General features: G+C 69.6%; 28 protein-coding genes. 17 read left to right on the plus strand and 11 right to left on the minus strand.

The annotated features are described in order from the left end of the window. The 6 genes from ACIBK0_RS18025 to ACIBK0_RS18050 form a co-directional block, all read right to left on the minus strand. Positions 1-609, minus strand: a complete 609-nt coding sequence (locus ACIBK0_RS18025; protein WP_399080683.1) for an ArsR/SmtB family transcription factor — start codon at positions 607-609, stop codon at positions 1-3. A 101-nt stretch (positions 610-710) separates the two neighbouring features. Continuing rightward, complete coding sequence (locus ACIBK0_RS18030) at positions 711-1,676, minus strand: glycine betaine ABC transporter substrate-binding protein (RefSeq protein WP_399080685.1); 966 nt, start codon at positions 1,674-1,676, stop codon at positions 711-713. Then, entirely contained in the window at positions 1,673-2,527 is an 855-nt protein-coding gene (locus tag ACIBK0_RS18035; RefSeq protein ID WP_399080687.1) for an ABC transporter permease, read from the minus strand. Before ACIBK0_RS18035 ends, ACIBK0_RS18030 begins: the two co-directional genes overlap by 4 nt. Continuing rightward, the gene (locus ACIBK0_RS18040) at positions 2,524-3,801 is read right to left on the minus strand and encodes a betaine/proline/choline family ABC transporter ATP-binding protein (RefSeq protein ID WP_399080689.1); all 1,278 of its coding nucleotides are present in this window, start codon (positions 3,799-3,801) and stop codon (positions 2,524-2,526) included. The genes ACIBK0_RS18035 and ACIBK0_RS18040 overlap by 4 nt, the downstream gene beginning before the upstream one ends. Further along, positions 3,794-4,441, minus strand: coding sequence for an ABC transporter permease (locus ACIBK0_RS18045; protein ID WP_399080691.1), 648 nt, complete (start codon positions 4,439-4,441; stop codon positions 3,794-3,796). Before ACIBK0_RS18045 ends, ACIBK0_RS18040 begins: the two co-directional genes overlap by 8 nt. A gap of 22 nt (positions 4,442-4,463) precedes the next feature. After that, positions 4,464-4,934, minus strand: a complete 471-nt coding sequence (locus tag ACIBK0_RS18050; protein WP_189184758.1) for an Lrp/AsnC family transcriptional regulator — start codon at positions 4,932-4,934, stop codon at positions 4,464-4,466. Between the two features lie 122 nt (positions 4,935-5,056). On the opposite strand from ACIBK0_RS18050, the gene hppD reads away from it, so the two are divergent. The 5 genes from hppD to nthA all read left to right on the plus strand — a co-directional run bounded on the left by hppD (position 5,057) and on the right by nthA (position 8,359). After that, positions 5,057-6,202 (plus strand): 4-hydroxyphenylpyruvate dioxygenase, encoded by a 1,146-nt coding sequence (hppD, locus tag ACIBK0_RS18055; protein WP_399080693.1) that lies wholly within the window; start codon positions 5,057-5,059, stop codon positions 6,200-6,202. A gap of 88 nt (positions 6,203-6,290) precedes the next feature. Continuing rightward, on the plus strand, positions 6,291-7,160 hold the full coding sequence (locus ACIBK0_RS18060; RefSeq protein ID WP_399080695.1) for a Teichoic acid biosynthesis protein C (Precursor): 870 nt from the start codon (positions 6,291-6,293) through the stop codon (positions 7,158-7,160). 9 nt (positions 7,161-7,169) lie between these two features. Further along, positions 7,170-7,505 (plus strand): hypothetical protein, encoded by a 336-nt coding sequence (locus ACIBK0_RS18065; protein ID WP_399080697.1) that lies wholly within the window; start codon positions 7,170-7,172, stop codon positions 7,503-7,505. Beyond that, positions 7,498-7,785: an SH3-like domain-containing protein gene (locus tag ACIBK0_RS18070; RefSeq protein ID WP_399080699.1), complete on the plus strand. Its 288-nt coding sequence runs from the start codon at positions 7,498-7,500 to the stop codon at positions 7,783-7,785. The genes ACIBK0_RS18065 and ACIBK0_RS18070 overlap by 8 nt, the downstream gene beginning before the upstream one ends. Continuing rightward, positions 7,775-8,359 carry a nitrile hydratase subunit alpha gene (nthA, locus tag ACIBK0_RS18075; RefSeq protein WP_399080701.1) on the plus strand — a complete coding sequence of 195 codons (585 nt, stop codon included), beginning with the start codon at positions 7,775-7,777 and terminating at the stop codon, positions 8,357-8,359. Before ACIBK0_RS18070 ends, nthA begins: the two co-directional genes overlap by 11 nt. Positions 8,360-8,372: 13 nt before the next feature. On the opposite strand, the gene ACIBK0_RS18080 is transcribed toward nthA, so the two are convergent. Continuing rightward, positions 8,373-9,965 carry a tetratricopeptide repeat protein gene (locus ACIBK0_RS18080; protein ID WP_399080703.1) on the minus strand — a complete coding sequence of 531 codons (1,593 nt, stop codon included), beginning with the start codon at positions 9,963-9,965 and terminating at the stop codon, positions 8,373-8,375. 92 nt (positions 9,966-10,057) lie between these two features. On the opposite strand from ACIBK0_RS18080, the gene ACIBK0_RS18085 reads away from it, so the two are divergent. Further along, positions 10,058-11,473: an FAD-binding oxidoreductase gene (locus ACIBK0_RS18085; protein WP_399080705.1), complete on the plus strand. Its 1,416-nt coding sequence runs from the start codon at positions 10,058-10,060 to the stop codon at positions 11,471-11,473. 9 nt (positions 11,474-11,482) lie between these two features. Here the strand turns inward: ACIBK0_RS18085 and ACIBK0_RS18090 are convergent, their stop codons facing one another. Beyond that, positions 11,483-11,956 carry an SsgA family sporulation/cell division regulator gene (locus ACIBK0_RS18090; RefSeq protein ID WP_399080707.1) on the minus strand — a complete coding sequence of 158 codons (474 nt, stop codon included), beginning with the start codon at positions 11,954-11,956 and terminating at the stop codon, positions 11,483-11,485. A gap of 336 nt (positions 11,957-12,292) precedes the next feature. Between ACIBK0_RS18090 and ACIBK0_RS18095 the strand changes: the two genes are divergently transcribed. Both ACIBK0_RS18095 and ACIBK0_RS18100 read left to right on the plus strand, forming a co-directional pair. Beyond that, a complete protein-coding gene (locus ACIBK0_RS18095; protein WP_399080709.1) occupies positions 12,293-13,885 on the plus strand; it encodes an RDD family protein in 1,593 nt (530 codons plus the stop codon). A gap of 100 nt (positions 13,886-13,985) precedes the next feature. Then, on the plus strand, positions 13,986-14,693 hold the full coding sequence (locus tag ACIBK0_RS18100; protein ID WP_399080711.1) for an RDD family protein: 708 nt from the start codon (positions 13,986-13,988) through the stop codon (positions 14,691-14,693). 107 nt (positions 14,694-14,800) lie between these two features. On the opposite strand, the gene ACIBK0_RS18105 is transcribed toward ACIBK0_RS18100, so the two are convergent. Continuing rightward, entirely contained in the window at positions 14,801-15,094 is a 294-nt protein-coding gene (locus ACIBK0_RS18105) for a hypothetical protein (RefSeq protein WP_399080713.1), read from the minus strand. Positions 15,095-15,534: 440 nt separating this feature from the next. Between ACIBK0_RS18105 and ACIBK0_RS18110 the strand changes: the two genes are divergently transcribed. Next, positions 15,535-17,892 carry an immune inhibitor A domain-containing protein gene (locus ACIBK0_RS18110; protein WP_399080715.1) on the plus strand — a complete coding sequence of 786 codons (2,358 nt, stop codon included), beginning with the start codon at positions 15,535-15,537 and terminating at the stop codon, positions 17,890-17,892. 122 nt (positions 17,893-18,014) lie between these two features. Further along, positions 18,015-18,356 (plus strand): hypothetical protein, encoded by a 342-nt coding sequence (locus tag ACIBK0_RS18115; protein ID WP_399080718.1) that lies wholly within the window; start codon positions 18,015-18,017, stop codon positions 18,354-18,356. A 436-nt stretch (positions 18,357-18,792) separates the two neighbouring features. On the opposite strand, the gene ACIBK0_RS18120 is transcribed toward ACIBK0_RS18115, so the two are convergent. Continuing rightward, complete coding sequence (locus ACIBK0_RS18120) at positions 18,793-19,377, minus strand: isochorismatase family protein (RefSeq protein ID WP_399080720.1); 585 nt, start codon at positions 19,375-19,377, stop codon at positions 18,793-18,795. Between the two features lie 332 nt (positions 19,378-19,709). Next, positions 19,710-21,038 carry a nicotinate phosphoribosyltransferase gene (locus tag ACIBK0_RS18125; RefSeq protein WP_399080722.1) on the minus strand — a complete coding sequence of 443 codons (1,329 nt, stop codon included), beginning with the start codon at positions 21,036-21,038 and terminating at the stop codon, positions 19,710-19,712. A gap of 91 nt (positions 21,039-21,129) precedes the next feature. Here ACIBK0_RS18125 and clpS point away from each other — a divergent pair, with 91 nt between their 5' ends. From clpS to ACIBK0_RS18160, 7 genes are all read left to right on the plus strand, one after another. Beyond that, positions 21,130-21,447 (plus strand): ATP-dependent Clp protease adapter ClpS, encoded by a 318-nt coding sequence (gene clpS / locus ACIBK0_RS18130; protein ID WP_399080725.1) that lies wholly within the window; start codon positions 21,130-21,132, stop codon positions 21,445-21,447. A 113-nt stretch (positions 21,448-21,560) separates the two neighbouring features. Beyond that, complete coding sequence (locus ACIBK0_RS18135; RefSeq protein WP_399080727.1) at positions 21,561-22,166, plus strand: DUF2017 domain-containing protein; 606 nt, start codon at positions 21,561-21,563, stop codon at positions 22,164-22,166. A gap of 378 nt (positions 22,167-22,544) precedes the next feature. Continuing rightward, positions 22,545-23,996 carry an amino acid permease gene (locus tag ACIBK0_RS18140; protein ID WP_399080729.1) on the plus strand — a complete coding sequence of 484 codons (1,452 nt, stop codon included), beginning with the start codon at positions 22,545-22,547 and terminating at the stop codon, positions 23,994-23,996. A gap of 178 nt (positions 23,997-24,174) precedes the next feature. Next, the gene (locus ACIBK0_RS18145; RefSeq protein WP_399080731.1) at positions 24,175-24,597 is read left to right on the plus strand and encodes a Mov34/MPN/PAD-1 family protein; all 423 of its coding nucleotides are present in this window, start codon (positions 24,175-24,177) and stop codon (positions 24,595-24,597) included. A 111-nt stretch (positions 24,598-24,708) separates the two neighbouring features. Continuing rightward, positions 24,709-24,810 carry a putative leader peptide gene (locus ACIBK0_RS18150; RefSeq protein ID WP_313904860.1) on the plus strand — a complete coding sequence of 34 codons (102 nt, stop codon included), beginning with the start codon at positions 24,709-24,711 and terminating at the stop codon, positions 24,808-24,810. 114 nt (positions 24,811-24,924) lie between these two features. Next, a complete protein-coding gene (locus ACIBK0_RS18155) occupies positions 24,925-25,203 on the plus strand; it encodes a MoaD/ThiS family protein (protein WP_399080733.1) in 279 nt (92 codons plus the stop codon). Positions 25,204-25,220: 17 nt separating this feature from the next. After that, positions 25,221-26,171 carry a PLP-dependent cysteine synthase family protein gene (locus ACIBK0_RS18160; protein WP_399080735.1) on the plus strand — a complete coding sequence of 317 codons (951 nt, stop codon included), beginning with the start codon at positions 25,221-25,223 and terminating at the stop codon, positions 26,169-26,171. The last annotated feature ends 180 nt before the right edge of the window (positions 26,172-26,351 follow it).

Genomic DNA, 26,351 nt, shown 5'->3' on the forward strand with positions numbered 1-26,351 from the left:
TCAGCTCTGGTTGATGGGGAAGACGTGCGTGTGGATGCGGACCTGCTCGGCGTCCGGGGTGTCCTCGGCGGGAGCCGACGCGCGGTAGTTCTCCATGAGTTCGTGCATCCTGGCGACGAGCTCGGTGGCGAGTTCGGGCGTCAGCCGCAGCGTCATGTCGCTCATGTCCGTGGCCCCGGACCAGGCCGTGGGCCATTCGGCCCGGGTGGCGATCCAGGTGGACAGCTCGCGGGTGTGGGTGTTCGCGATCTCGTGCAGGAAGGTGTCCTCCGCTCCGCGCAGCTCCGGATCGGAGCCCGTGAACCGGGTGCTGTCGTAGATGAGCCCCTGGTGGACGGCCTTCCACCAGCGCTCCCGCCCCTTGCCGTGTTCCGGGGCGTCCTCGACGAAGCCGTGCGCGGCGAGCTGGCGCAGGTGGTAGCTGGTCGCTCCGCTGGACTCTCCCAGTTTCGCCGCCAGTTGGGACGCGGTGGCCGGTCCACCGCGCCGCAGCGCGCTCAGCAGCTGCATGCGCAGCGGGTGCGCGAGGCCGCGCAGCGAGCGGGCGTCGAGGGTGCGGGGGGCCAGTTCGCTCGAGGCCGGTGTCGTGGGTTCTTCGCGCTCCTGCATGCATGCAAAAGTAGCGTTGCAAAGAAGTAGTTGCAAGGGCTTCTTTGCAACTACTTCTCTGTAAGTCCTCGGAGGCGAGCTTCGTACGCTTCCGGGGCACCTCACCCGCCCTTGACGAACCCCTCCGCCTTCATCCAGTCCAACGCCACCTGATGCGGATCCTGGCCGTCCACGTCCACCTTCGCGTTCAACTCCTGGGCCACCGCGTTGTTCAGCTTCTTCGTCACCGGATCGATGACCCCGGCGATCGCCGGATACTTCTTCAGGGCCTTGGAGTTGATCACGGGCGCCGCGTTGTAGTTGGGGAAGAACTTCTTGTTGTCCTGCATCACCTGCAGGTTCATCGACTTGATGCGCCCGTCGGTGGTGAACACCTCGCCGTAGGTGCAACTGCCCTTCGCCACCTGGGAGTAGATGATCCCGGTGTCCATCTGCGTGATGTTCTTCGCCGGCAGGCTCATTCCGTACGTCTTCTCCATGCCGGGCAGCCCGTCGGCCCGGTTGGCGAACTCGCTCTCCACGCACAGCGTCACCGCGCCGGGGTCCTTGTCGGCCAGCGCGGCCACGTCGGAGAGCGTCTTCGTGCCGTATTTCTTGAAGTTGGCCTGGTTCATGGCGAGCGCGTACGTGTTGTTGAGGGCGGACGGCGGCAGCCAGGTCAGGCCGTTCTTGAGGTCGGCGTCGCGTACCGCCTCCCACTGCTTCTGCGGGTCGGGGATGGGCGTGCTGTTGCCGAGATAGGTGATCCAGGCCGTGCCCGTGTACTCGTACATGGCGTCCGCGTCCCCGCTCTTGACGGCTTCGCGGGCGCCGATCGACCCCTGGATGCCGGTGCGGTCCAGCACATCCGCGCCGGCCGCCTGGAAGGCGATGCCCATGATCGCGCCGAGGATCAGCTGCTCGGTGAACTCCTTGGAGGTGACGGTCAGGTCGGCGCCCTTGAGCGGCTCGGCCTGCCCGATCGAGCCGGGCTTGACGTCGTCGACCATGGGGGAGCCGCTGGTCAGCCCGCAGCCGGAGGCCAGCAGCAGCCCGCCGGCGACCGCACAGGCCATGAAACCCCTCATGACCCCGCCTCCAACCCGCGTGGTCTGAGCAGCAGTTCGGCCAGTGAGGCGAGCCAGTCGACGAGCAGCGCGAGCGCCACCGTGAGGATCGAGCCGAGGACCAGGACCGGCATGCGCTGGGTGGTGATTCCGGTGGTGATGAGGACGCCCAGACCGCCGCCTCCGCCGAAGGTGGCGAGGGTCGCCGTGCCCACGTTCAGCACGAGGGCCGTCCGCACGCCCGCGAGGATCAGCGGTACGGCCAGCGGGAGTTCGATCCGGGACAGGACGCCCAGCGGGGACATCCCGATGCCGCGGGCGGCTTCGAGCAGCGTCGGGTCGTTGGCCTTCAGGCCCGCGATCGTGTTCGACAGCACCGGCAGGACGGCGTAGATGATGATGCCGATCAGCGCGGCCTTCTGGCCGGAGCCGAGCAGGATGACCAGAAGTGCCAGCAGACCGATCGCCGGAGTGGCCTGCCCCATGTTGGCGATGGTCATCGTGATCGGGGTGGCCTTCCGGAACGTCTTGCGGGTGAGCAGGATGCCCAGCGGGATGGCGATGATCAGCACGAAGAACGTGGAGATCACGACCAGTTGGATCTGCTGCCACAAGGCCTTCGACACCTGACCGTTCGACAGGGCGTTCTTGGAGATCGGGTCGAGGCTCGCCTGCTGGAACCAGAGCCAGGTGGCGAGCAGGAGGGCCACGAGGACAGCGGGCAGAAAGGTCAGCTTCCGCCAGGTGATCCGGCGATGGAACGTGACGGGCGGCGGCGGGGCCTCCTGCTCGGCCTCGCCCTCGTCCCGGAAGGCGAGCCCCTTGACGTCGTGCTCGCCCTCGGGCCGCTGATCGGTGGGCGGTGTGTTCACGCCTTCGCCTCTCCGGCGTCCACGCCCTCCTGCTCGAAGTGGGTCTGCTGGGCGCGCGCCTCCTCCAGCTCGTGCCGGTGCTCCATCGCCTCCAGCCGGTCGGCCTCCAGCAGCTCGTGCACGGAGTTCATCAGCGTCTCCATGTCGACGACGCCGATGTACTCGCCGCGCCGCCCGGTGACCGCGACCCGGCCCGTGTTGTCCGTGAGCACTGCCTCCAGGGCGTCCCGCAGCGTGGCGTCCCTGGTCACCGTGTCGTGCACCAGCGTGCCGGCCCGCGCCAGCGAGCCCTTGGCCCGCATCAGGTCGCCGCGCCGCAGCCACTTGTACGGGCGGCGGCGCTTGTCGAGCAGCAGGATCTCGTTCGTACCGCTCGCCCGGAGCAGGTTGAAGATCGACTGGAGGGGGTCGTCGACGGTCACCGTCGGACAGCCGGTGATCTCCACATCCCGTACGCGCGTCAGATTGAGTCTCTTGAGAGCAGCCCCCGCGCCCACGAACCCCGACACGAAGTCGTCGGCCGGGTTGGTGAGGATCGCCTCCGGGGTGTCGAACTGTGCGATGTGCGAGTGCTCGCGCAGCACCGCGATCCGGTCGCCCAGCTTGATCGCCTCGTCGAAGTCGTGGGTGACGAAGACGATCGTCTTGTGCAGCTCCTGCTGGAGCCGGATCAGCTCGTCCTGGAGGTGGTCGCGGGTGATCGGGTCCACCGCGCCGAACGGCTCGTCCATCAGCAGGACGGGCGGGTCGGCCGCCAACGCCCGTGCCACGCCCACGCGTTGCTGCTGTCCGCCGGAGAGCTGACGTGGATAGCGGCCGTGGAATTCGGCCGGGTCGAGCCCGACCAGGTCCAGCATCTCCTCGACCCGGGACCTGATCCTCGGCTTGGACCAGCCGACCATCTTCGGCACCAGCGCGATGTTCTGGGCGACCGTCATGTGCGGGAAGAGCCCGGAGGCCTGGATCGCGTACCCGATCTTGCGGCGCAGCTTCACCGGATCCATGTCGGTGACGTCCTCGCCGCCGATGCGGATGCGTCCGCCCGTCGGCTCGATCAACCGGTTGATCATCTTCAGGGTCGTGGACTTGCCGCATCCGGACGGGCCCACGAAGACGACGAGTTCGCCCGCCTTGATCTCCATATTGACGCTGTCCACGGCGGGTGCCCGGCTGCCGGGATAGCGCTTGGTGAGGTGCTCCAGTTCGATGGTGGCGCCCGTCGTGGACGTGTGCCCGGTCGCGGGTCTCTCGGCGCTCTCGGCGGTCTCAGGCACGGATCCCCCTCGGAATGGTCAACCGCCCGATGAGGACGTACGCGGCGTCGAACAACAGCGCCAGGATGATGATCCCGAGCGTGCCCGCGAGCACCTGGTTGAGCGCGTTCTTGCTGCCGAGGGAGCCGATACCGCGGAAGATCTCGTTGCCGAGGCCGGGCCCGGAGGCGTACGCCGCGATCGCCGCGATGCCCATCAGCATCTGTGTCGAGATCCGGATGCCGGTGAGGATCGGCGGCCAGGCCAGCGGCAGCTCCACCCGCACCAGCCGGGCCGGCCGCGACATCCCGATGCCCGTCGCCGCGTCCACGAGCGCGGGATCGACCCCGCGCAGGCCGACGATCGAGTTCCGCACGATCGGCAGCAGCCCGTACAGCGTCAGGGCGACCACGGTCGGCGGCACGCCCAGGCCGACGATCGGGATCAGCAGACCGATCATGGCGAGCGACGGGATGGTCAGGAGGGCGGAGGTGGTGAGGGTGGCGAGGCTGCCGGCCCACTCGCTGCGGTAGGTGACGACGCCGATCAGCACCCCGATGACCGTCGCCACCACCATGCACTGGAAGACCGCGCTGGCGTGCTGGTACGCGTCCGTGAGCAGCTGCTGGTGGCGGCTGCTGAGGTACCCCCAGAAGTTCACGCCGCCTCACCCCGCTCATCGGTCAGTGCTCGGTCGCCGCCTGCTCCACCAGCGGGATGATCCGCAGCGGAACGGGGTTCTCCATGACGATCGCCGTGGAGGCCCGGACGATGCCATCAAAACCGACAACCCGGTCGATCACACGTTGGAGATCGGCGTTCGAGCGGGCCACGAGCCGGCACAGCATGTCGCCGCTGCCGGTCGTGGTGTGCAGTTCGAGGACCTCGGGCACGGTCGCCAAGTGGGCCCGCACGTCTGCACCTTGTCCCTGCCGGATCTGCAGGGTCGCGAATGCCGTGACCGGGTAGCCGAGCGCGGCCGGGTCCACCTGCGGCCCGAAACCCCGGATGACTCCATTTGATTGAAGCCGGTCGAGCCGGGCTTGCACCGTGCCGCGCGCGACCCCGAGCCGCCGGGACATCTCCAGGACGCCGATGCGCGGTTCCTCGGCGAGCAGCACGAGGAGCCGGCCGTCCAGATGATCGATCGCCATGGGGACCTCCGAGATGGTCATCCTGTACAGAACGCCCGCAGAAACGGGCGATCGTCTGAGCAGATTGTCCAGCTGACACGCAAACTATTGCGCACCTTGCGGAACGGAGGGAGCCTGCGGCCATGACTCAGACCACCCACCACACTCCCGACACCGCCCGGCAGGCAGACCCCTTCCCGGTCAAGGGAATGGACGCGGTCGTCTTCGCCGTCGGCAATGCCAAGCAGGCCGCGCACTACTACTCCACCGCTTTCGGCATGCAACTCGTGGCCTACTCCGGACCGGAGAACGGCAGCCGCGAGACGGCGTCGTACGTCCTCGAGAACGGCTCGGCGCGCTTCGTCTTCACCTCCGTGATCAAGGCCGCCACCACGTGGGGCCACTTCCTCTCCGAGCACGTGGCCGCGCACGGCGACGGCGTCGTCGACCTCGCCATCGAGGTCCCGGACGCCCGCGCCGCCTACGCCTACGCCGTCGAGCACGGCGCCCGCTCGGTCGCCGAGCCGTACGAGATCAAGGACGAGCACGGCACGGTCGTCCTCGCCGCGATCGCGACGTACGGCGAGACCCGGCACACCCTGGTCGACCGCTCGGGCTACGAGGGCCCCTATCTCCCCGGCTTCGTGGCCGCGAAGCCGATCGTCGAGCCGCCGGCCCGCCGCACCTTCCAGGCCATCGACCACTGCGTCGGCAATGTCGAGCTCGGCCGCATGAACGAGTGGGTCGGCTTCTACAACAAGGTCATGGGCTTCACGAACATGAAGGAGTTCGTGGGCGACGACATCGCGACCGAGTACAGCGCGCTGATGTCGAAGGTCGTCGCGGACGGGACCCTGAAGGTCAAGTTCCCGATCAACGAGCCCGCGATCGCCAAGAAGAAGTCCCAGATCGACGAGTACCTGGAGTTCTACGGCGGCGCGGGCGTCCAGCACATCGCGCTCAACACGAACGACATCGTCGAGACCGTGCGCGCCATGCGCGCCGGGGGAGTTCAGTTCCTGGACACGCCGGACTCGTACTACGACACCCTCGGCGAGTGGGTGGGCGACACCCGCGTCCCCATCGACACGCTCCGCGAACTGAAGATCCTCGCCGACCGTGACGAGGACGGCTATCTGCTGCAGATCTTCACCAAGCCGGTCCAGGACCGTCCGACCGTCTTCTTCGAGATCATCGAGCGGCACGGCTCGATGGGCTTCGGCAAGGGCAACTTCAAGGCCCTGTTCGAGGCGATCGAGCGGGAGCAGGAGAAGCGCGGCAACCTGTGAATCCGTAGAACCTGCAACCGCTGAACGCCGGTTGACACTCTCAGGTCCTGTGGACGCCGGGGGGCGCCCACAGGACCTGGGGAGACCTGTGGACGAGCGCATCGACCTCGCCGTACCGGCCGTTCGCTGGCTGTGGAAGAAGGCCACGCTCCAGGAGAAGACGGTTCTGCAGTCCTTCGCCTTCGACGAGGTGAACAAGCGGCTGTACGTCCTGCAGGTCGCGCCGGGCGGGCGGGCGCAGGGCAACCTGTGCCTCACCCGGCTCGACTACGCCGGCAACCGGCTGGGCCACATGTATCTGCCGCGCTTCGGGCACGGGGTGAGCATGGGCGTGCAGAACGCGTCCGACGGCACCGTGTACATCTGGACCGAGGCGCAAGCGGTCAAGGGTTACGGCAACGGCGTCACCCGCTTCCGCTTCGTCGACGGCGTCACCCGCACCCTGGACACGGTCAAGGTCCGCCATCCGATCCCGGGCTCCGTCAACAACCAGCCCTCCGTCTGCATGGCGAGCGGCCGCATAGCCGTTCGCCACCGCGTCCTGGGCGCACCGCGCTACCGCGTCTACGACCTCGACGCATTCGTCGCCGGCGACTACTCGACCCACCTCGCCGACTTCCCGCAGACCGGCGCCCACCCGGACCCCGACGTCCCGTTCCAGGGCTACGCGCTGCACGGCGACCACCTCTACCAGCTGGCGGGCACGGCGTACGACGACGCGACCAACCCGCGGTCGGGCCATGGCAACGCGTACCTCTCCTGCCTCGACATCCGCACCGGCAAGCTGCTGCAGCGGGAGCGGACCGAGGCCGGGTACTCGCTCGACCACCGCGAGCCCGAGGGCCTCGCGATCCGGCACAAGGGCGGCCTCCGGCTGTACTTGGGGCTCGCCTCCGGACACGAGAACGCCCGCACGTTCTCGATCTACCACAAGCCGTACACGCCCGCGGAGTCGTAATCTGACCGCATGGCCAGGATCAACGACGTGGGCGGCATGCAGGGGTTCGGTGCCCTCGACACCACCGACGACACCGAGCCCTTCCACGCGGACTGGGAGGCACGGGTCGTCGGACTCTTCAACGCCCTGCGCGCGCAAGGGGTGTTCAACACCAACGAGTTCCGGGACGCGATCGAGTCGATGCCGGCCAAGGAGTACTTGGCGGCCTCGTACTACGAGCGGTGGTTCACCGCGATCTGCGCCCTGCTGGAGCGCAAGGGCGTGATCGAGCCGGGCGCACTGGACGAGCAGGGTGAGCCGGCTGCATCGGCCGCATCGGCCGGGCTGGAGGCCCGCGATGGCTGACCGCTTCGCGCCCGGCGCCCGGGTCCGGACCTTCCACCACGATCCGCCGCACCACACCCGCCTGCCGCGGTACGCGCGGGGCAAGCGGGGCGTGGTGGTCGAGCCGGAGGGCCGGGCGGAGCTCGCCGACGTCAGCGCGCAGGGGCGCGGGGACGCCCCCGTGGAGCAGGTGTACGCCGTCCGGTTCGAGGCCCGCGATCTGTGGGGCGAGGGCGACCACCAGGTCGTACTGGACTTGTGGGAAAGCTACTTGGAAGAGGACCGGCACGATGAGCGGTGACCACCACGACGACGCGCTGATCTCCCGGCGGGTGCGGCGCCTGGAGACCCTCCTGGAGGAGAAGGGGGTGCTCTCGGGCGGGGCGCTGGACGAGGCGATCGACGCGTTCCTTTCGCAGTCGTCCCCGGCGAACGGCGCGCGGGTGGTGGCGCGCGCCTGGGCCGACCCGTCCTTCAGGTCCCGCCTCCTCGCCGACGGCACGGCGGCCGCCCAGGAACTCGGCCACATGGAGGGTTCGTACCAGCGCCTGAGGGTCGTCGAGAACACGGAGAGCGTGCACAACGTCATCGTCTGCACCCTCTGTTCCTGCTACCCCCTCCGCCTCCTCGGCCCCTCCCCGAGCTGGTACAAGTCCGAGTCCTACCGCTCCCGCGTCGTCCGTGAGCCCCGTGCCGTCCTCGCCGAGTTCGGCCTCGTACTCCCGGACGGCACGGAGATCTCGGTGTGGGACTCCAGCGCCGAGACCCGCTACATGGTCCTCCCGCGCCGCCCCGCCGGCACGGAGTCCCTCCCCGAGGAGGAACTGGCGGCCCTGGTCACCCGTAACGCGCTGATCGGCACGGCGGCGCTCTGACGGCGCCCGCCGCTCAGCGCGCCGCCGAGCGCTTCGGTGCGGGCGTCCGCGGGGGCGTCGGTGCCTGCGTCCGCGCGGGCTTGTGTGCGGGCGTCCGCGCGGGCTGAGGCGCCGGCTCCGCTGCCGGCGGCTCCGTGTCCTCCTCGGGCTCCTCCTCCGCCGGCTCGGGCGGCCCGCCCGGGGGCGGCTCGCCCAGCCCCTCCAGGGTCTCCTGGGCCAGCGGCACGAGGAGCGGCGAGAAGTAGGGGTTGATGCGCAGAGCCTCGGCGAGATGGCGGCGGGCCGGGCCGAAGAGGTCCAGGGCGCGTTCGATCTGGCCCAGGTGATACATGTACAGCGCGCTGCGCACACCACCCCCGTGCTCCTTGTCCAAGACCTTCGTGGCGAACTTGACCGCCTCCTCGTTCGCCCCGGACTGGTGCAGCGCCCAGCCGAGCGCGTCCGCGACGGGAATCGCGGGGTGCCGCTCCCACTCCTCGCGCAGCCGCCGCACCGCCTCCGCCGGATCACCGTGGTCCGCCTCGAAGAGCCCGAGGACCAGCTCGTCGTCCACACCGCCGGCGGTTTCCTGCTGTACCCGCTCCTGCAGCAGGTCGTACTGCTCGCGCGCGTCCCGGCCGAGCCCCAGCTTCTCGTACAGCTCGCCCAGCTCCAGCGCGTACCGCGGCGCGGGCCGCTTGGCGAGCACCGTCCGGTACGCGTGCAGCGCGTCCGATGTGCGCCCGAGCGCCGCCAGCGCGCGCCCCTGACCGGCGAGGGCCCCGTGCGCGTCGGGGTCGGCGCCCAGCGCGGCCTCGCAGTAGCGCAGCGACTGCTCCGGGTCACCGCGCTCCCATGCCAGCTCACCGGCCTGCTGGAGAAAGACCGCCTGCTCGGCGGGCGTCCGCGCGCCCGCCGCCGCGTCGGCGATCGTGGCCGCCGCGTCCTCGCGCCAGCCGCGGTCCCAGTAGACCTGCGAGGCCTGCGCCAGCACCGCCGGCCCGGAGTGCAGTTTCTGCAGCTTTTCGAGGGTCCCACGAGTGGCCTTGTAGTCCCCGAGGCCGGTGTACGCATCGATCAGCAGCGGATACGCCGTCCACCGCTTCGGCGACTGCTCCACGGCCGCCTCGCCCCACTCCTTGGCCTCCTGGAAGTCGCCTCGCGCGTTGGCGAGCGCGGTCAGGCCCTCCAGCGCTTCCGCGTTCCCCTCCGGTCTGATCTGCAGCGACGTACGCAGCGCCTTCTCGGCCTTGGAGTAGTACGCGGGCGTCGCGGTGCGCCGCGCCTCCTCCACGTACGCGCTGCCGAGCACCGCCCACGACTGCTCGTCGCGCGGATGGGCCCGCAGATGGGCCTCGCGATCCCCGATGAGCGCCGCCAGGTCGGGCAGTGAGGCGGGCGCCCCGGCCACGACCGCCTGGTGCGCCCGGGTCACCGAGCCCGGCCCCGCCGAGGGCGGCACCAAGGTCTGCCGCACCGGGGGCAGCAGCACCAGCACCCCGCCCAGCACGACACCGCCCACGACCACGCCGAACAGCACGCGCTTGGCGACGGGGGAGAAGCGCGGCCCGTGGGGTTCCTGGGGCTGCAGCCCGGAGAGAACCGGCTGTGGCTTTTCGATCTCCATGCCGCTCACTGTGCGCCAGTACGAAGACCACATCCCGGCAGCAAAAGCCTCGGGCGGACGGGGTTCACACCGATGGCCCCGAGTGCGACGCTGTGATCATGAGCCGTATCGAAGCCCCGCAGGATGAAGACACGGCAGCGACCGGCAACCTCGTCGAGCGCCTGCTGAGCGGCCTGCCGGCCGAAGCCGTCCTCACCGACCCGGACGTCACGGCCTCGTACGCCAACGACATGGCGAGCTTCTGCGAGGCGGGCACGCCCGCCGTGGTCGTCATGCCGCGCACCGTCGAAGAGGTCCAGCACGTCATGCGCACCGCGACCGAGCTGCGCGTCCCGGTCGTCCCCCAGGGCGCCCGCACCGGCCTGTCGGGCGCCGCCAACGCCTCGGACGGCTGCATCGTGCTGTCCCTGGTGAAGATGGACCGGATCCTCGAGATCAACCCCGTCGACCGCATCGCCGTGGTCGAACCAGGCGTCATCAACGCCGCGCTCTCCCGCGCGGTCAACGAACACGGCCTGTACTACCCGCCGGACCCCTCCAGCTGGGAGATGTGCACGATCGGCGGCAACATCGGCACGGCCTCCGGCGGCCTGTGCTGTGTCAAGTACGGGGTGACGGCCGAGTACGTCCTCGGACTGGAGGTGGTCCTCGCCGACGGACGGCTCATGAACACCGGCCGCCGTACGGCGAAGGGCGTCGCCGGGTACGACCTCACCCGCCTCTTCGTGGGATCGGAGGGCTCGCTCGGCATCGTCGTACGGGCGATTCTGGCCCTGAAGCCGCAGCCGCCCCAACAGCTGGTGCTGGCCGCCGAGTTCGGGTCGGCGCGGGCCGCCTGCGACGCCGTCTGCCGGATCATGGAGGGCGGCCACGTGCCCTCCCTGCTCGAACTCATGGACCGTACGACGGTCAAGGCCGTCAACGACATGGCACACATGGGCCTGCCGGAGACCACCGAGGCCCTGCTCCTGGCCGCCTTCGACACCCACGACCCTGCCGCCGACCTCGCGGCGGTCGGCGCGCTGTGCGAGGCCGCGGGCGCCACCCAGGTCGTACCGGCGGAGGACGCGGCCGAGTCCGAACTCCTGCTTCAGGCGCGGCGGTTGTCGCTGACCGCGCTCGAAGCGGTCAAGGGCACGACGATGATCGACGACGTGTGCGTGCCGCGCTCCCGGCTCGGCGACATGCTCGAAGGGATCGAGCGCGTCGCCGACAAGTACGCCCTGACCATCGGGGTCTGCGCGCACGCGGGCGACGGAAACACGCACCCCACCGTCTGCTTCGACGCGTCCGACCCCGACGAGTCCCGGCGCGCCCGCGAGTCCTTCGACGAGATCATGGCGCTGGGGCTGGAACTCGGCGGCACGATCACCGGTGAGCACGGCGTGGGCGTCCTGAAGAAGGAATGGCTGGCGCGCGAGATCGGCCCGGTGGGAGTGGAGATGCAGCGGGCCATCAAGACGACGTTCGACCCGCTGGGCATCCTGAACCCGGGCAAGCTGTTCTGACACCCAGCGCTACTCACCGTCCTTGGACTCGTCCGACGGCCACGGGCCGCGCAGCCACAGGTCGTCGGCAGGCGTCGGAGCGAGCAGCTCGGCCAGTGCGTCGTCGATGCCGAGCTGCTCGGCCTCGGAGCCCGGGGGGACCGCCCGCAGGGTGCGCTCCAGCCAGCCCGACAGCTGCGCGGCCGGCACTTCGAGCAAGGCGTCCCCGTCGGGCGAGCCCAGCGCCATCAGCACGACGCCGCGGCCCGCGACCTTCGTCGGCCACACCCGCACATCGCCGTGCCCGCACGGCCGGAACACCCCCTCGACGAGCAGCTCGCGGGCGAAGGTCCAGTCGACGGGATGGTCGGTTCCGATGTGGAAGGTGATGTGGACGGCGTAGGGGTCGTCGGTGCGGTAGCTGAGCCGCGCCGGGACGGGGATGCTGCGCTCGGGCGACAGGACGAGTGTGAGCTCGAGTTCGCGTTCCACCACGATGTGCATGTCGTGCGTTTCCTCTCGTGTAAGGGGCCCGTGGGCGGGTCGTGTACGGGGTCCGGCGGGCGGGCCGGTACGAGTGGAGAGCGCGTTGGTCCGGAAGCATTACGCGGGTTCCGGCAAATTTCTTCGGACCGGCTTCGGGCCGGCGCCGAGCCGGCTTCGGGTGTTGTCTGTGATGAGGGGCGGCCCCTTCCCGGACAACCCCGGAACCCGGCTCGCAAGAGATGGCGGAACCATGCCCGAAAGGGGTGGGTAAGGCGGGAGCGGCCGTGACAAGTGCGCCCGTCTGATAGATGTGGAGCCCCCAAAAGACCCCCGAGCAGATACGGGACGACGGACATGAGTGCCCCAACCCCGGCCCCCGGTGACGACAGGCCCCGCGAAGGGTATTACCCGGATCCCTCCATTCCTGGATATGTCCGGTACTGGAACGGTGCCGCCTGGGTACCGGGTACGAGCCGTCCGGCGCCGTCCGACGGCGAACCGCTCGCACCGCCGCCGGCCGCGCGACCGGCCCATGTGCCCGCACCGGCGCCGGCTCCGGCGGAGGAGACGGGTCCGCACTTCTTCGACGAGGACCCCCAGCCCCCGGTGTCCCCCGCCGACGCGCAGCACGGCAGCCGGCCCGAGCCCGCCGCCGCGTGGGGTGCCGACCGCTCCCAGCAGTCCGGCTTCGGCGGCGAGCAGGACCGCCGGGTGTCCTGGGGCGGGCCCCAGGGTGCCGACCCCCGCGTGCCCCGCGCGGCACAGCCGGGCGACGACATCGTCCAGCCCGACGGCACGGCCTCCCGCACGGACGGAACGGCGACGATCCCGCCCGCGGCCTCGGGCAGCGACCAGCAGCCCCCGGCATCCGGCGGCACCGTGGTGTTCCGCCGTCCCACGGGGCCGGTGCGGCCCGCGGGGTCGCAGGGCACGCCCGGCGCGGGCCGTACGGGGGACCAGGGTTCCGCCACGCCCGGCGGCAAGGACCCCCTCCCTTCCGAGGGCACCATGGCCTTCCGTGCGCTCTCTCCGCGCACGGAGCGGCAGCACGGGGCGCAGACCGGGGGCACGGGCCCGGCGGCGGGCGCACCCGGCACGGCCGGTGCGGCCGGTAGTTCCGGTACGCCCGGTGCTTCAGGCGTTCCCGGGACTTCCCCCGCTTCCGGAGCTTCGGGCGCTTCCGGCGCGAGCGGCCACGCCGGTGGCGGCTTCGGCGCCGGGCAGGCCGCCCAGGCGGCGGCCGCCGCTCGCCACGCCCCCGCCACGCCCGCCACTCCCTCCGTCCCGCAGCAGTCCGGTGGCCCTGCCCCCATGACCTCGGGCCCCGGCGGCGGACAGCCGTCCTGGGCCCAGCAGGTGCACCGGCTCGCGGGTGCCACGGCCGACGAGGGGCAGCCGGTCGCACCGTGGAAGCCGCCGGTCGACGACGTGTTCCAGGCGGCCGCGCGGCGGCAGTCGGCGGCGCGGCCCGCGGGTCTGGGCAAGCGCCTGGCCGCACGCCTCGTCGACACCGTCGTGCTCGCCGGTGTCACCGCCGTGGCCGCCGTGCCGCTGGGCACCAAGGCGATCGACCACATCAACGAGAAGATCGACGCGGCCAAGCTGTCCGGCGAGCAGGTCACGGTCTGGCTCCTCGACGGTACGACGACCAGCTGCCTCGGCATCGTCCTCGGCGTCCTGCTCCTCTTCGGCGTCCTGTACGACGCGCTGCCCACCGCCAAGTGGGGCCGCACCCTCGGCAAGAAGCTGTGCGGCATCGAGGTGCGCGACATCGAGGGCCACGAACCGCCGACCTTCGGCGCGGCCCTGCGCCGCTGGCTCGTCTACAGCGTCCCGGGCCTGCTCGTGGTCGGTGTCGTCGGCGTGCTGTGGTGTCTGTTCGACAAGCCGTGGCGGCAGTGCTGGCACGACAAGGCGGCCCACACCTTCGTGGCCGCGTCCTCGTGAAGCCGCGGCCTTCCTGAGGACCCTCCGGCGAGGGCCGGCCCGGTCCCTCGGACGGCCCTCGCCGGATGCGGAGCCGGAGGGTTCGCGGTCGACTCGGGCCATGAGCAGCGAACCGCCGCCCCCCGGCTCCGGCCGGCCACCGGACGAAGACCCGTTCAAGAAGCAGCCCCCGCCCGCCGAGGGCGGCGGTTCCCCGTACGACAGCCCCCCGCCGCCCCCGGGCGGCGGCTCTCCCTACGGCGATCAGCCCCCGCCGTACGGAGGCGGCCAGCCACCCCCCTACGGCGGAGGCCAGCCCCCCTACGGAGGCGGCGATCCCTACGGCAGTGGCGGCCCCTACGGCGGCGATCCGCTCGCCGGCATGCCCCCGCTCGCCGACAGCGGCAAACGGGTGCTGGCGAGGATCCTCGACATGATCCTGGTGGGCATCGTGGTGTGGCTGCTGTCCTGGGCCTTCGGGCTCCACCAGTACACAATGGACACGGACAAGATCAAGTTCGGCGAATCCTTCGGCAAGGAAGTGATCGCCGCCGTGCTCTACGTCGCGTACGACACCATCATGATGAGCAGGTCGGGACAGACCTTCGGCAAGAAGCTGTTCAACCTGCGGGTGGCCAACCTCGACAACGGTTCCACGCCCTCCGTGCAGACCATGCTGACGCGCTCGCTGGTCCTGTGGCTCCCGTTCGCGTTCTGCTGCGCGTGCATCTGGACCGCGATCGCGGGCGGCTGGAGCTTCTTCGACAAGCCCTACAAGCAGGGCCTGCACGACAAGGCGGCCAAGACGGTGGTGGTCAGCACCGGTTGACGTACACGGTCGGCCTCGTAGGCGCTGACCCCAAGGCGGCGGCAGCGCTCCGAAAACGGGCGGGTCCGTGCCTCACGGGCCGGTTCACGCACGAGGTGGGCCGGGCGTCAGGGGCCGGCCGGTTCGTGCACGGGCTGGGGCGCCGCGGCGGCGGACACGGACGCGGTCTCGCGCTGTACGGGCACCCGCTCGACCGGAGCGGGAGCCGGAGCCGCCGCGGACGGCGTGGGCTTCGGCAGCGGGACCGTCACGGCGACGAGCAGCCCGAGGGCGAGCGCCGAGAGGGTGATCAGCGCGATCCCCAGGCCCGAACTCGTCTGAGACAGCAGCAGCATGGCGAGGGTCGAGAAGATCACGGTGCAGGAACCGTAGGCGAGCTGTGCGGCGGTCGGACGAGGCATGGCAATCGTGTCCTCGGGTGGGGGTCTCCCCCCGGTGCCTCTCGCGATGGGGGAGGGTGCGGATAAGAATCGGGGGTGAGACAACGGTGTCGGCTTGGCTTTCCGCCGACTTCCGACGCTCCGCCAATCGACTCTATTCGCCTGCATGCCCGAGTGGAACGACTGGTAAGCGTGACCTTACCCACGGTGCCGATGCACAGGGGGCGCACGGAGTCATCACGTCCATCAAGTGGACATACGGGCGCGCCGGTTGGGGGTTGCGCGAAGCGTTCGGATAGCGAACCTCCGCTCCGCATAATGCACTTGCCAGGTTCAAGTCAAGATCTGTCTTTTCTTTGGTAACTCCGGTCAAATGTCGTCACTTGAATCGCGTAGACGCGCGCGGACTTCCATGACCGGGACCCCCCATCCGCGCGAGCGGACGCGGGGGAGGACATCAAGTGACCAGCAGACCATGGACGTTCAGAGCAGCAGCGGTGGGCGTCGCCCTCGCGGCGGCCACCGCCACGTTCTCTACGTTCGCCGTGGCGCAGGCCGATGACGCATCGTCGTCGGCCACCATCCACCGCCACGACCCGCAGCCGGCCAAGACCGCGGTCGACCACGACCTCGACGGCCCGCTCAGCAAGACCCAGACCGCCCAGCGCCAAGAGGCCCTGAACCAGGTCATATCCGGCGACGCCCAGGTCAAGGACCGTGACGGCTCGCAGGTCGTACAGCTCAAGAGCAAGAAGGGCCACAGCAAGTACGTCGAGCTGGGCCGCGAGAAGACCGACAAGATCTTCACGATCCTGGTCGAGTTCGGCGACAAGGTCGACCCGACGTACGGCGGCACGGCCGGCCCGGGGCACAACAAGATAGCCAAGCCGGACCGCACCAAGGACAACAGCACCGCCTGGCAGGCGGACTACAACCAGAAGCACTTCCAGGACCTCTACTTCGGCACCGGCAAGAACGTCGAGTCGATGAAGAAGTTCTACGAGAAGCAGTCCTCGGGCCGCTACTCGGTCGACGGCGAGGTCGCGGACTGGGTCAAGGTCCTCTACAACGAGGCCCGTTACGGCAACAACGCCTGCGGCTCCACCAACTGCCCGAGCGTGTGGAACGTCGTCAGCGACGGCCTGAACTCCTGGGTCGCTCAGCAGAAGGCGGCCGGCCGCACCGACGCCCAGATCAAGGCGGACGTGGCGAAGTTCGACCAGTGGGACCGCTACGACTTCGACGGCGACGGCAACTTCAACGAGCCCGACGGCTACATCGACCACTTCCAGATCGTGCACGCCGGTGAGGACGAGTCCGCGGGCGGCGGCGTCCAGGGCACCGACGCGATCTGGGCCCACCGCTGGTACGCGTTCGGCACCGACGCGGGCGCCACGGGCCCGGCCGACAACAAGCTCGGCGGCGCCCAGATCGGCGGCACCGGCATCTGGGTCGGCGACTACACCATCCAGCCGGAGAACGGCGGACTCGGCGTCTTCGCCCACGAGTACGGCCACGACCTCGGTCTGCCGGACCACTACGACACCACCGGCAACGGCGACAACTCCACCGGCTTCTGGACCCTGATGTCCTCCGGTTCCTGGCTCGGCACCGGCAAGGAGTCCATAGGCGACCTCCCGGGCAACTTCAACGCCTGGGACAAGCTGCAGCTGGGCTGGCTCAACTACGACACGGCCAAGGCCGGCAAGCAGTCCACGCACAAGCTGGGTGTCGCCGAGTACAACACCTGGAACAAGCAGGCCCTCGTGGTCAACCTGCCGGACAAGGCGGTCACCACGACCGTCGTGACCCCGGCGCAGGGCTCGACCCAGTGGTGGAGCGGCAGCGGTGACAACCTCAAGAACACGCTGACCCGTTCGGTCGACCTCACCGGTAAGTCCTCGGCCACGCTGACCCTTGACGGCTACTACGACATCGAGGCCAACTACGACTTCCTCTACACCGAGGTCTCGACCGACGGCGGCGCCAACTGGACCGCGATCGACGGCACGGTGGACGGCCAGCCCATCCCGCACGACGCCAGCGACAAGCCGGCGCTGACCGGCACGGTCGACGGCTACAAGAAGCTGTCGTACTCCCTGGACGCCTACGCGGGCAAGAAGATCGACGTCCGCTTCCGCTACCAGACCGATGGCGGCGTGGCCCAGAAGGGCTTCGCGGCCGACGAGATCGCGCTGACCGCCGACGGTGCCACGGTGTTCTCCGACAACGCCGAGGCCGCCGACGCGGCTTGGACCGCCACCGGCTTCTCCCGCATCGGGGCGTCCTTCACCAAGGACTACGCGCAGTACTACATCGCCGAGAACCGTCAGTACGTTTCGTACGACAAGACCCTCAAGGTCGGCCCGTACAACTTCGGCTTCTCGACGACCCGTCCGGACTGGGTGGAGCACTACCCGTACCAGAACGGCCTGTTGATCTGGAAGTGGGACACCTCCCAGGCGGACAACAACACCAGCGTCCACCCGGGCGTCGGCCTGGTCCTGCCGGTCGACTCGCACCCGGCCGCGCTGAAGTGGTCCGACGGCACGCTGATGCGCAACCGCGTCCAGGCGTACGACTCGCCGTTCAGCCTGTACCGCACCGACGGCATCACGCTGCACAACGCGGATGTCGCGACCAAGATCCCGTCGTCGAAGGGCGTGCCGGTTTTCAACGACCACACCAGCACCTACTACGACAGCAGCACCCCGACGGCCGGTGTCAAGATCACTGACACCAACACCAAGATCCAGATCGTCAAGGAGGCCAAGGACGGCTCCACGATCTCGCTCCGGGTCGGCCCTGCGGTGAAGTAGTCGGCATTTTCGCAGGTCAGAAGGCGATCGGCGGCGACCCCCTGGCGGGTTGCCGCCGATCCGTGTTTAGGTGCGTCCTGTGGCTCGCTTATTGACACTGACTCGCACGGGGGTGTGACCGCATGGCCGCAGGAGGTTTCTGCAAGCTGCCGAACGGCAGCGTGGTGGTGGCGTTGAACCTGCCCAGCCCGTCGGGCTCGGGCGGCGGCTGTGTGCGCTTTCTGGTCCTCGCGCAGAACCGTGCCCGAGCCCTGACGCGGCTGCGCAACCTGGGCCTGCGTGCGGTCTACCTCCGCGGCAACGCGGCGCCTCCCACCCCGGACGAGATCACCGCGGTTCTGCACCACCCCGACGGCCTCATATGGCGGACGGCCCCTGACATCGGTGTCGCGGGCCCGGAACTGGCCCAGGAGCTCTGGCATCCGATCAGAGCCCTGCTGAGACGCCCTGCGGCGCAGGCGTGAGACGGATGTCGTGAGAGTGCGGGGACTCTGGATCCGCCGACGGGCCATTCCCGCCGCGACGGCGAGCGACGGCGACGGTGAGTGGCCGTGGCATCGGCAGTGGTGACGGTGAGTAATCAACCGGGCCGCAGTTACGACGGTGAGCGGCCATGACGGCGAGCGGCGGCGACGGTGAGTAGTCAACGGCGGTGGCAGATACGAGGGTGAGCGGCCATGACGGCGAGCGGCGCGACGGTAAGTGCCGTTGTCGGCGTGGGCAGCCGTGACGGCCGGCGGTCATGCTGGCGGCAGCGGCAGCGGCAGCGGCGGCAGGGAGTAGTCCTGGCGGCCGGCTGCGGCGACGGTACGTGTCGGCGGTGGCGAACCCCCGTCCGGACCCTCCGTGGGGCGCTCCCGCAGGGGTTGCCGGACCCTCCGTCGGGCGCTCCCGCAGGGGCTAGACGACCGGCTTGCCCGTCAGCTCCACGCCCGCTGCCCGCAGCTCCTCCAGGGCCCGCTCCGTCGTCTCCTCGGCCACCCCGGCCGTGAGGTCGAGGAGCACCTGGGTGCGGAAGCCCTCGCGGGCCGAGTCGAGGGCGGTGGCGCGCACGCAGTGGTCCGTGGCGATGCCGACCACGTCCACCTCGTTGATCTCCCGGGCCCGCAGCCAGTCGCCCAGCGAGATCCCGTTCTCGTCGACGCCCTCGAAGCCGCTGTACGCCGCCGCGTAGGCACCCTTGTCGAAGACGGCGTCGATCGCGCCGGAGGCGACGGCCGGGGCGAAGTTCGGGTGGAAGCCCACCCCCTCCGTGCCGGCCACGCAGTGCGCGGGCCAGGAGTGCACGTAGTCGGGGTTGTCGGCGAAGTGACCGCCGGGGGCGATGTGGAGGTCGCGCGTGGCCACGACATGGCGGTAGCCGGCGGGCGCCTGCCCGATCAGCTCCGTGATGGCGGCGGCCACGTCGGCACCCCCGGCCACCGCGAGGCTGCCACCCTCGCAGAAGTCGTTCTGCACGTCTACGACGATCAAGGCGCGGCGCATGGTCGGTGTCCTTCGGCTTGGCAGGAGGTCGGTGGAGGGGGTGCGGGCCCGGCCGTTGCTGCTTGTACCGAGCCTAGAGACTTCAAGTGCGCTGCGGGAGGGGGCTTTTGGCTTCCGCCGACCGCGCAGGCACGCTGCCGTTGCATTCCCGCTCACCGGTTGTTCATGCGTGGCCGCACGAGTGGGCACCAGTGGGGCCACTGGGGCGCCGTCCCGGCGAGGCCGGCGCCCACGTCCCGGACGTACTCCGTGGGTCTCGGAAGTACTCCGTGGGTCTCGGACATACTCCGTGGGTCACAGACGTAGTCCGCGCGAATCAGACGTATCGCCAATCAGACGTATTCCGTGGGAATCACCGGCTCTCCGCGCGAGAGCTGCGTCGCCGACAGCGGCAGGTCGGCGCGGGCCGCCGCGTGCCGGTCGCGTACGACGTCGAGGGGCTCGCGGGCGATCACCTGGCCGCCCTTGATCAGCTCGACCAGGAGCTGGTGGTCGACCAGCTCACCGGGGACCGGCCCGGTGCCGATCACCTCGGCCTCGGCGACCCCGTACTCGTCGGGTCGCCGAGCCGCCCACTTGCGTCCGCCGATGGACGTCTTGCCGCCGGTGGACCTCTTGGCCACGGCCTCCAGCGGGGCCTTCGGGTCCGCCGACTCGGCGCGGGCGACCAGCTTGTAGACCATGGAGCAGGTGGGATGGCCGGATCCCGTCACCAGCTGGGTGCCGACGCCGTACGCGTCCACGGGCGCCGCGGCCAGCGAGGCGATCGCGTACTCGTCCAGGTCGGAGGTCACGATGATCTTCGTATGGGTCGCGCCCAGTTCGTCCAGCTGCTGACGTACCCGGTGCGCGACCAGCAGCAGATCGCCGGAGTCGATGCGCACCGCGCCCAGTTCGGTGCCGGCGACCTCGACGGCCATCCGGACCGCCTCGGTGACGTCGTACGTGTCCACGAGCAGCGTGGTGCCCCGGCCGAGTGATTTCACCTGTGCCTGGAAGGCGTCCCGCTCGCGGTCGTGCAGCAGGGTGAAGGCGTGCGCGGAGGTGCCGACGGTCGGAATCCCGTAGCGGAACCCGGCGGCCAGGTCGGAGGTGGTGGTGAAGCCGCCGATGTACGCGGCCCGCGCGGCGGCGACCGCGGCCAGCTCGTGCGTGCGCCGGGCGCCCATCTCGATCAGCGGCCGCTCCCCGGCGGCGGAGGTCATCCGGGAGGCGGCGGCCGCGATCGCCGAGTCGTGGTTGAGGATGGAGAGGATCACCGTCTCCAGCAGCACGCACTCCGCGAAGGACCCCTCGACCCGCAGGATCGGCGAGCCCGGGAAGTACACCTCGCCCTCGGGGTAGCCCCACACGTCGCCGCTGAAGCGGTACGAGGCGAGCCACTCCAGGGTCGGTTCGTCCACGATCCGCTGCTCGCGCAGAAAGCCGAGGACGTCCGCGTCGAAGCGGAAGTTCTCCACCGCGTCGAGAACGCGGCCGGTCCCGGCCACGACCCCGTAGCGCCGCCCGTCGGGCAGCCGCCGCGTGAAGACCTCGAAGACCGAGCGCCGCTCGGCCGTCCCCGCGGCCAGCGCGGCCTGCAACATCGTCAGCTCGTACTGGTCCGTGAAGAGCGCCGTCGAGGGAACGTCCACCGGCAGCCCAAGGTCCGCTGTGTTCATGACGGGATCGTACCCCCATCTCGTCACTTTGACGATTTGTGGGTCCGTTCAGTGGGGCCCGTTTGTGCGGGCACCCGGGTCAGGTGGCAGCATGGGCGGTGTGACGGCTCCCGCACCCCTAGAGATCGAAAAGACCGAGTCGGCGGAGGAGGTCTTCGCCGTACCCGAGCCGGACGTCCCCTGGGTCACGATCGTGCACAACGACCCGGTCAACCTCATGAGCTACGTGACGTATGTCTTCCAGGCGTACTTCGGGTACACCAAGGACAAGGCCACCAAACTCATGCTCGATGTCCATCACAAGGGCCGGGCGGTCGTCTCCAGCGGCACGCGCGAGGAGATGGAGCGCGACGTACAGGCCATGCACGGCTACGGTCTGTGGGCCACCCTTCAGCAGGACCGGAAGTAGCCCGAACGCAGAACGCAGCCCGAGCCCCGGAAGCCGGAAACGGCGCGCAGGACCGGAAGCAGCCCGCACAGCCCGCACCCATGGCGCAGGACCGGAAGTAGCGAACTCACTCCATGCCAGGACACTTCGAACCGCTCCCCGGCGGCGGCGCGGCCGTCGCGCTCGACGAGGTCGAGATCTCCATCATCCGCTCCCTCGCCGTCCAGCTCCTGGAGCTCATCGGTCCCGGCCCCGCGGAGAACGCCCCCGACGACCCGCTGGCCGAACTGTTCGCGGAGGGCCCCAGCGAGCCGCCCACCGACCCCGTGCTGCAGCGCCTCTTCCCCGACGCCTACAGCGGCCCCGACGTCGAGGCCGACTCGCCGGCGCAGGCCGAGGAGCAGCGCGCGTACTCGTCGGAGTTCCGCCGCTTCACCGAGAACGACCTGCGTGCGGCCAAGCGCGAGAACGCCCTCGTGGTGATCCGCTCCCTCGACTCGCTCACCACGGCGGGCGACGGCGGCGGCGTCCTCAAACTGTCCGTCGAGGAGTCGGAGCAGTGGCTGCGCGCCCTGAACGACCTGCGCCTGGCGATCGGCTCCCGGCTCGACGTCGTCGATGAGGAGGACACCGACCTCCTGTACCGGCTCCCGGACGAGGACCCGCGCAAGCCGATGGTGATGGCGTATCTGTGGCTGGGCGGCCTCCAGGAGAGCCTCGTCGAAACGCTCATGCCCTGATCTCTCGAAACGCCCATGCGCTCATCCGTCGAAACTCTTATGCCCTGATCTGTCGGTATAAGTGCCCTCTGGCGTTCGCTCAACGGACGCTCAATTCCGGATAACGATCGCGTCACCGCTGTGGCCGGTTATGTGCCTCTGGACGTCTGTTCGTCCGCTTTTTCCTGTGGCGTGCCTTACATCAGCCACCACCGATCAATGTTGCGGCCGTGATAAATCTTCACGACCGCCCGACGGGACACCACCCATGTCCGGTCGGGTGCGCCACCAGCCGGCGGATCGCCGGCCAGGCATAAAGCTCCACCATCCGGGGGGATCGGAACCCGATCCGAAGCCAAGGCACTGGCTCGGATCGGCATGGAGAAAGGCGCATCACACATGACCTCATCGCAGGTCGACAAGCAGTACGACGGCAGTGAGGCCGTGGGCGGCGACGCCCCCGAAGAGGGGTACGAGCGCGGGCTCGGCAGCCGTCAGGTCCAGATGATCGCGATCGGCGGCGCCATCGGCGTCGGCCTGTTCCTGGGAGCCGGGGCGAACATCGCCAAGGCCGGACCCAGTCTCATCTTCATGTACGCCCTCGCGGGCGTGATCATCTTCTTCATCATGCGGGCGCTCGGCGAACTCCTGCTCTACCGCCCGGTCTCGGGCTCCTTCGCGGAGTACTCCCGCGAGTTCCTCGGCCCGTTCTTCGGCTACTTCACCGGCTGGACGTACTGGCTGATGTGGGTCGTCACCGGCATGGCCGAGCTCACGGCCGCCGCGATCTACGTCCACTACTGGTTCCCGCAGGTCCCGCAATGGGTGACGGCCCTGGTCTTCCTGGTCGTCCTGTTCGTGGCGAACCTGATCTCGGTGAAGCTCTTCGGCGAGATCGAGTTCTGGTTCTCGATGGTCAAGGTCACCGCCCTGATCGGCATGATCGTGATCGGCCTCGGCGTCCTCACCTTCGGCTTCAGCTCGGCCGGTGACACGGCGTCTGTCGCGAACCTCTGGCAGTTCGACGGCTTCTTCCCCAAGGGCATCGGCTCGTCCCTGATGACCCTGCAGGGCGTCATGTTCGCCTACCTCGCCGTCGAGCTCGTCGGCGTCACGGCGGGCGAGTCCGAGGACCCCGAGAAGACGCTCCCCAAGGCGATCAACACCCTGCCCTGGCGCATCGCCCTCTTCTACGTCGGTGCCCTCTCGGTCATCCTCTGCGTCGTGAAGTGGACGGAGTTCGCACCGGGCGTCAGCCCCTTCGTCGAGGCCTTCGCGAAGATCGGCATCCCGGCGGGCGCCGGCATCGTCAACTTCGTGGTGCTGACCGCGGCCCTGTCCTCCTGCAACTCCGGCATGTACTCCACGGGCCGGATGCTGCGCACCCTGGCCGACAACGGCGAGGCGCCGAAGGTCTTCAACAAGCTCTCCTCGACCAAGACCCCCGCGATCGGCATCACGGTCTCGGTGCTCTTCATGGGCATCGGCGTGGTCCTGAACTACATCGTCCCGGAGAAGGCCTTCGGCTACGTCACCTCGGTGGCCACCGCGGCCGGTATCTGGACCTGGCTGATGATTCTGATCAGCCACATCCTGTACCGCCGCGCGGTCGATGCCGGGCGCCTGCCCGCGTCCTCCTTCCCGGCTCCGGGCGGCGCGAAGTGCAGCTGGATCGCGGTCGTCTTCCTGCTCTTCGTCACCGGCCTGATCGCATACGACGCCGACTCCCGCATCTGCCTGTACGTGATGGCCGGCTGGGCCGCCCTTCTGGCCGTCGGCTGGGCGATCCTGAAGGCGCGGAACCCGGAGGTCACCCAGCGCCGCGAGCCGGAGTTCGAGAAGGTCGGCTGAGCCGCACCGGCAGTCGCCGGCTGATCGGCACGGCAGTCGCCGGCCGATCCGCACGGCAACGGCCGACCGAGCCGCACGGCAGCCGTCGGCCGAGCCTCGCAGCTCACGCTGCTCACCATGTGGGCCGTCCCGTACCACCCCTCGGTACGGGACGGCCCTTCTGCTTATCCTGGCCAGCATGCTGACCATCACCCAGGCCCTCTTCGACCAGATCGTCGCGCACGCGCGCCAGGACCACCCCGACGAGGCGTGCGGCGTCGTCGCGGGCCCGGAGGGCACCGGCCGCCCCGAGCGGTTCATCCCGATGCTCAACGCCGCGCGCTCGCCCACGTTCTACGAGTTCGACTCCGGCGACCTGCTGAAGCTGTACCGCGAGATGGACGACCGCGACGAGGAGCCCGTGATCGTCTACCACTCCCACACCGCGACCGAGGCGTACCCGTCCCGCACGGACATCTCGTACGCCAACGAACCCGGTGCGCACTATGTCCTGGTCTCCACCGCCGACGCGGACGACGCCGGCCCCTTCCAGTTCCGCTCGTACCGGATCGTGGAGGGCGAGGTGACGGAGGAGGAGATCAAGGTGGTGGAGGCCTACTGATCCGGACCGATCCCGGCGGGATCCCGAGGCGATCCCGCAATTCGGTCAGAATTCATCCACTATCTGAGATCACACTCCGGGACCCGGACCGGGAATCGATACGATGAGCCCATGGTTTCCCACGACGTGAGCGACAAGACGCCGGGCATGCTGCTCGTGGCGCGGCTGCACGTCGACCTGTGCAGGCTGCAGAGCGCCATCTGTACGCGCTGACCCCTGCCGCCGCCGTACGGCCGTGAGCCGCGGCTCCGCAACCGGCGTACCCCCTGCTTTCCCGCGCTGCCGCGCGCCCACCGACTGACTTCCTCCCGACAGGAGCCCCAAGCCATGGCCATCGAGGTCCGCATCCCCACCATCCTCCGCACCTACACCGGCGGCGAGAAGGCCGTCGAGGGCGGCGGCGCGACCCTCGCCGAGCTCCTCGCCGACCTCGAGACCCGGCACGCGGGCATCCAGGCCCGCATCGTGGACGGCGGCGAGCTGCGCCGCTTCGTCAACGTCTACCTGAACGACGAGGACGTCCGCTTCCTCGACGGCATCAACACCAAGCTGACCGACGGCGACAACGTCACGATCCTGCCGGCCGTCGCCGGCGGCATGTTCTGATCGGCTGCTGACCCCTCATGCGCTACGACTCCCCGCTCGCCGCGGTGGGCAACACCCCTCTGGTGCGCCTGCCGCGGCTGTCGCCGTCCGCGGACGTCCGCATCTGGGCGAAGCTGGAGGACCGCAACCCGACGGGTTCGGTCAAGGACCGTCCGGCCCTGCACATGATCGAACAGGCGGAGAAGGACGGCCGGTTGACGCCCGGCTGCACGATCCTGGAGCCGACCTCCGGAAACACCGGCATCTCGCTGGCCATGGCGGCGAAGCTCAAGGGCTACCGCATGGTGTGCGTGATGCCCGAGAACACCTCGCAGGAGCGTCGTGACCTGCTCGGCATGTGGGGCGCGGAGATCATTTCCAGCCCTGCGGCGGGCGGCTCGAACACCGCCGTGCGCGTCGCCAAGGAGCTCTCGGCCGAGCACCCGGACTGGGTGATGCTCTACCAGTACGGCAACCCGGACAACGCCGGCGCGCACTACGCGACGACGGGCCCGGAGATCCTCGCCGACCTGCCCTCGATCACCCACTTCGTGGCGGGGCTGGGCACGACCGGCACGCTGATGGGCGTCGGCCGCTTCCTGCGCGAGCAGAAGCCCGACGTCAAGATCGTCGCCGCGGAGCCGCGCTACGACGACCTGGTGTACGGCCTGCGCAACCTCGACGAGGGCTTCGTGCCCGAGCTGTACGACGCGTCGGTCCTCACCTCGCGCTTCTCGGTCGGCTCCGCGGACGCGGTGACCCGTACCCGGGAACTCCTCCAGCAGGAGGGCATCTTCGCGGGCGTCTCCACGGGGGCCGCGCTGCACGCCGCGATCGGTGTCGGCAAGAAGGCCGTCGCGGCGGGTGAGCCCGCCGACATCGTCTTCGTCGTGGCCGACGGCGGCTGGAAGTACCTCTCGACGGGCGTCTACACGGCGGCGACCACGGAGGAAGCGATCGAGACGCTGCAGGGGCAGCTCTGGGCGTAGTGGGTTGCTGTGGCGGGTTGTTCGCCCCCTCCGCCCCTACCCGTCCCGTTCCTGGGGGCTGCCGCCCCCAGACCCTCGCTTGAAAAGACGGCGCAGTTCCCCGCGGCCCTGGAAAGGGGCGCGGGGAACTGCGCCGTCCAGCACCTCGCCTCAGCCCCCCAGGTAGCGCCCCAGGTCCCC

The organism is Streptomyces sp. NPDC050564 (genome assembly GCF_044457265.1).
GTDB lineage: Bacteria > Actinomycetota > Actinomycetes > Streptomycetales > Streptomycetaceae > Streptomyces.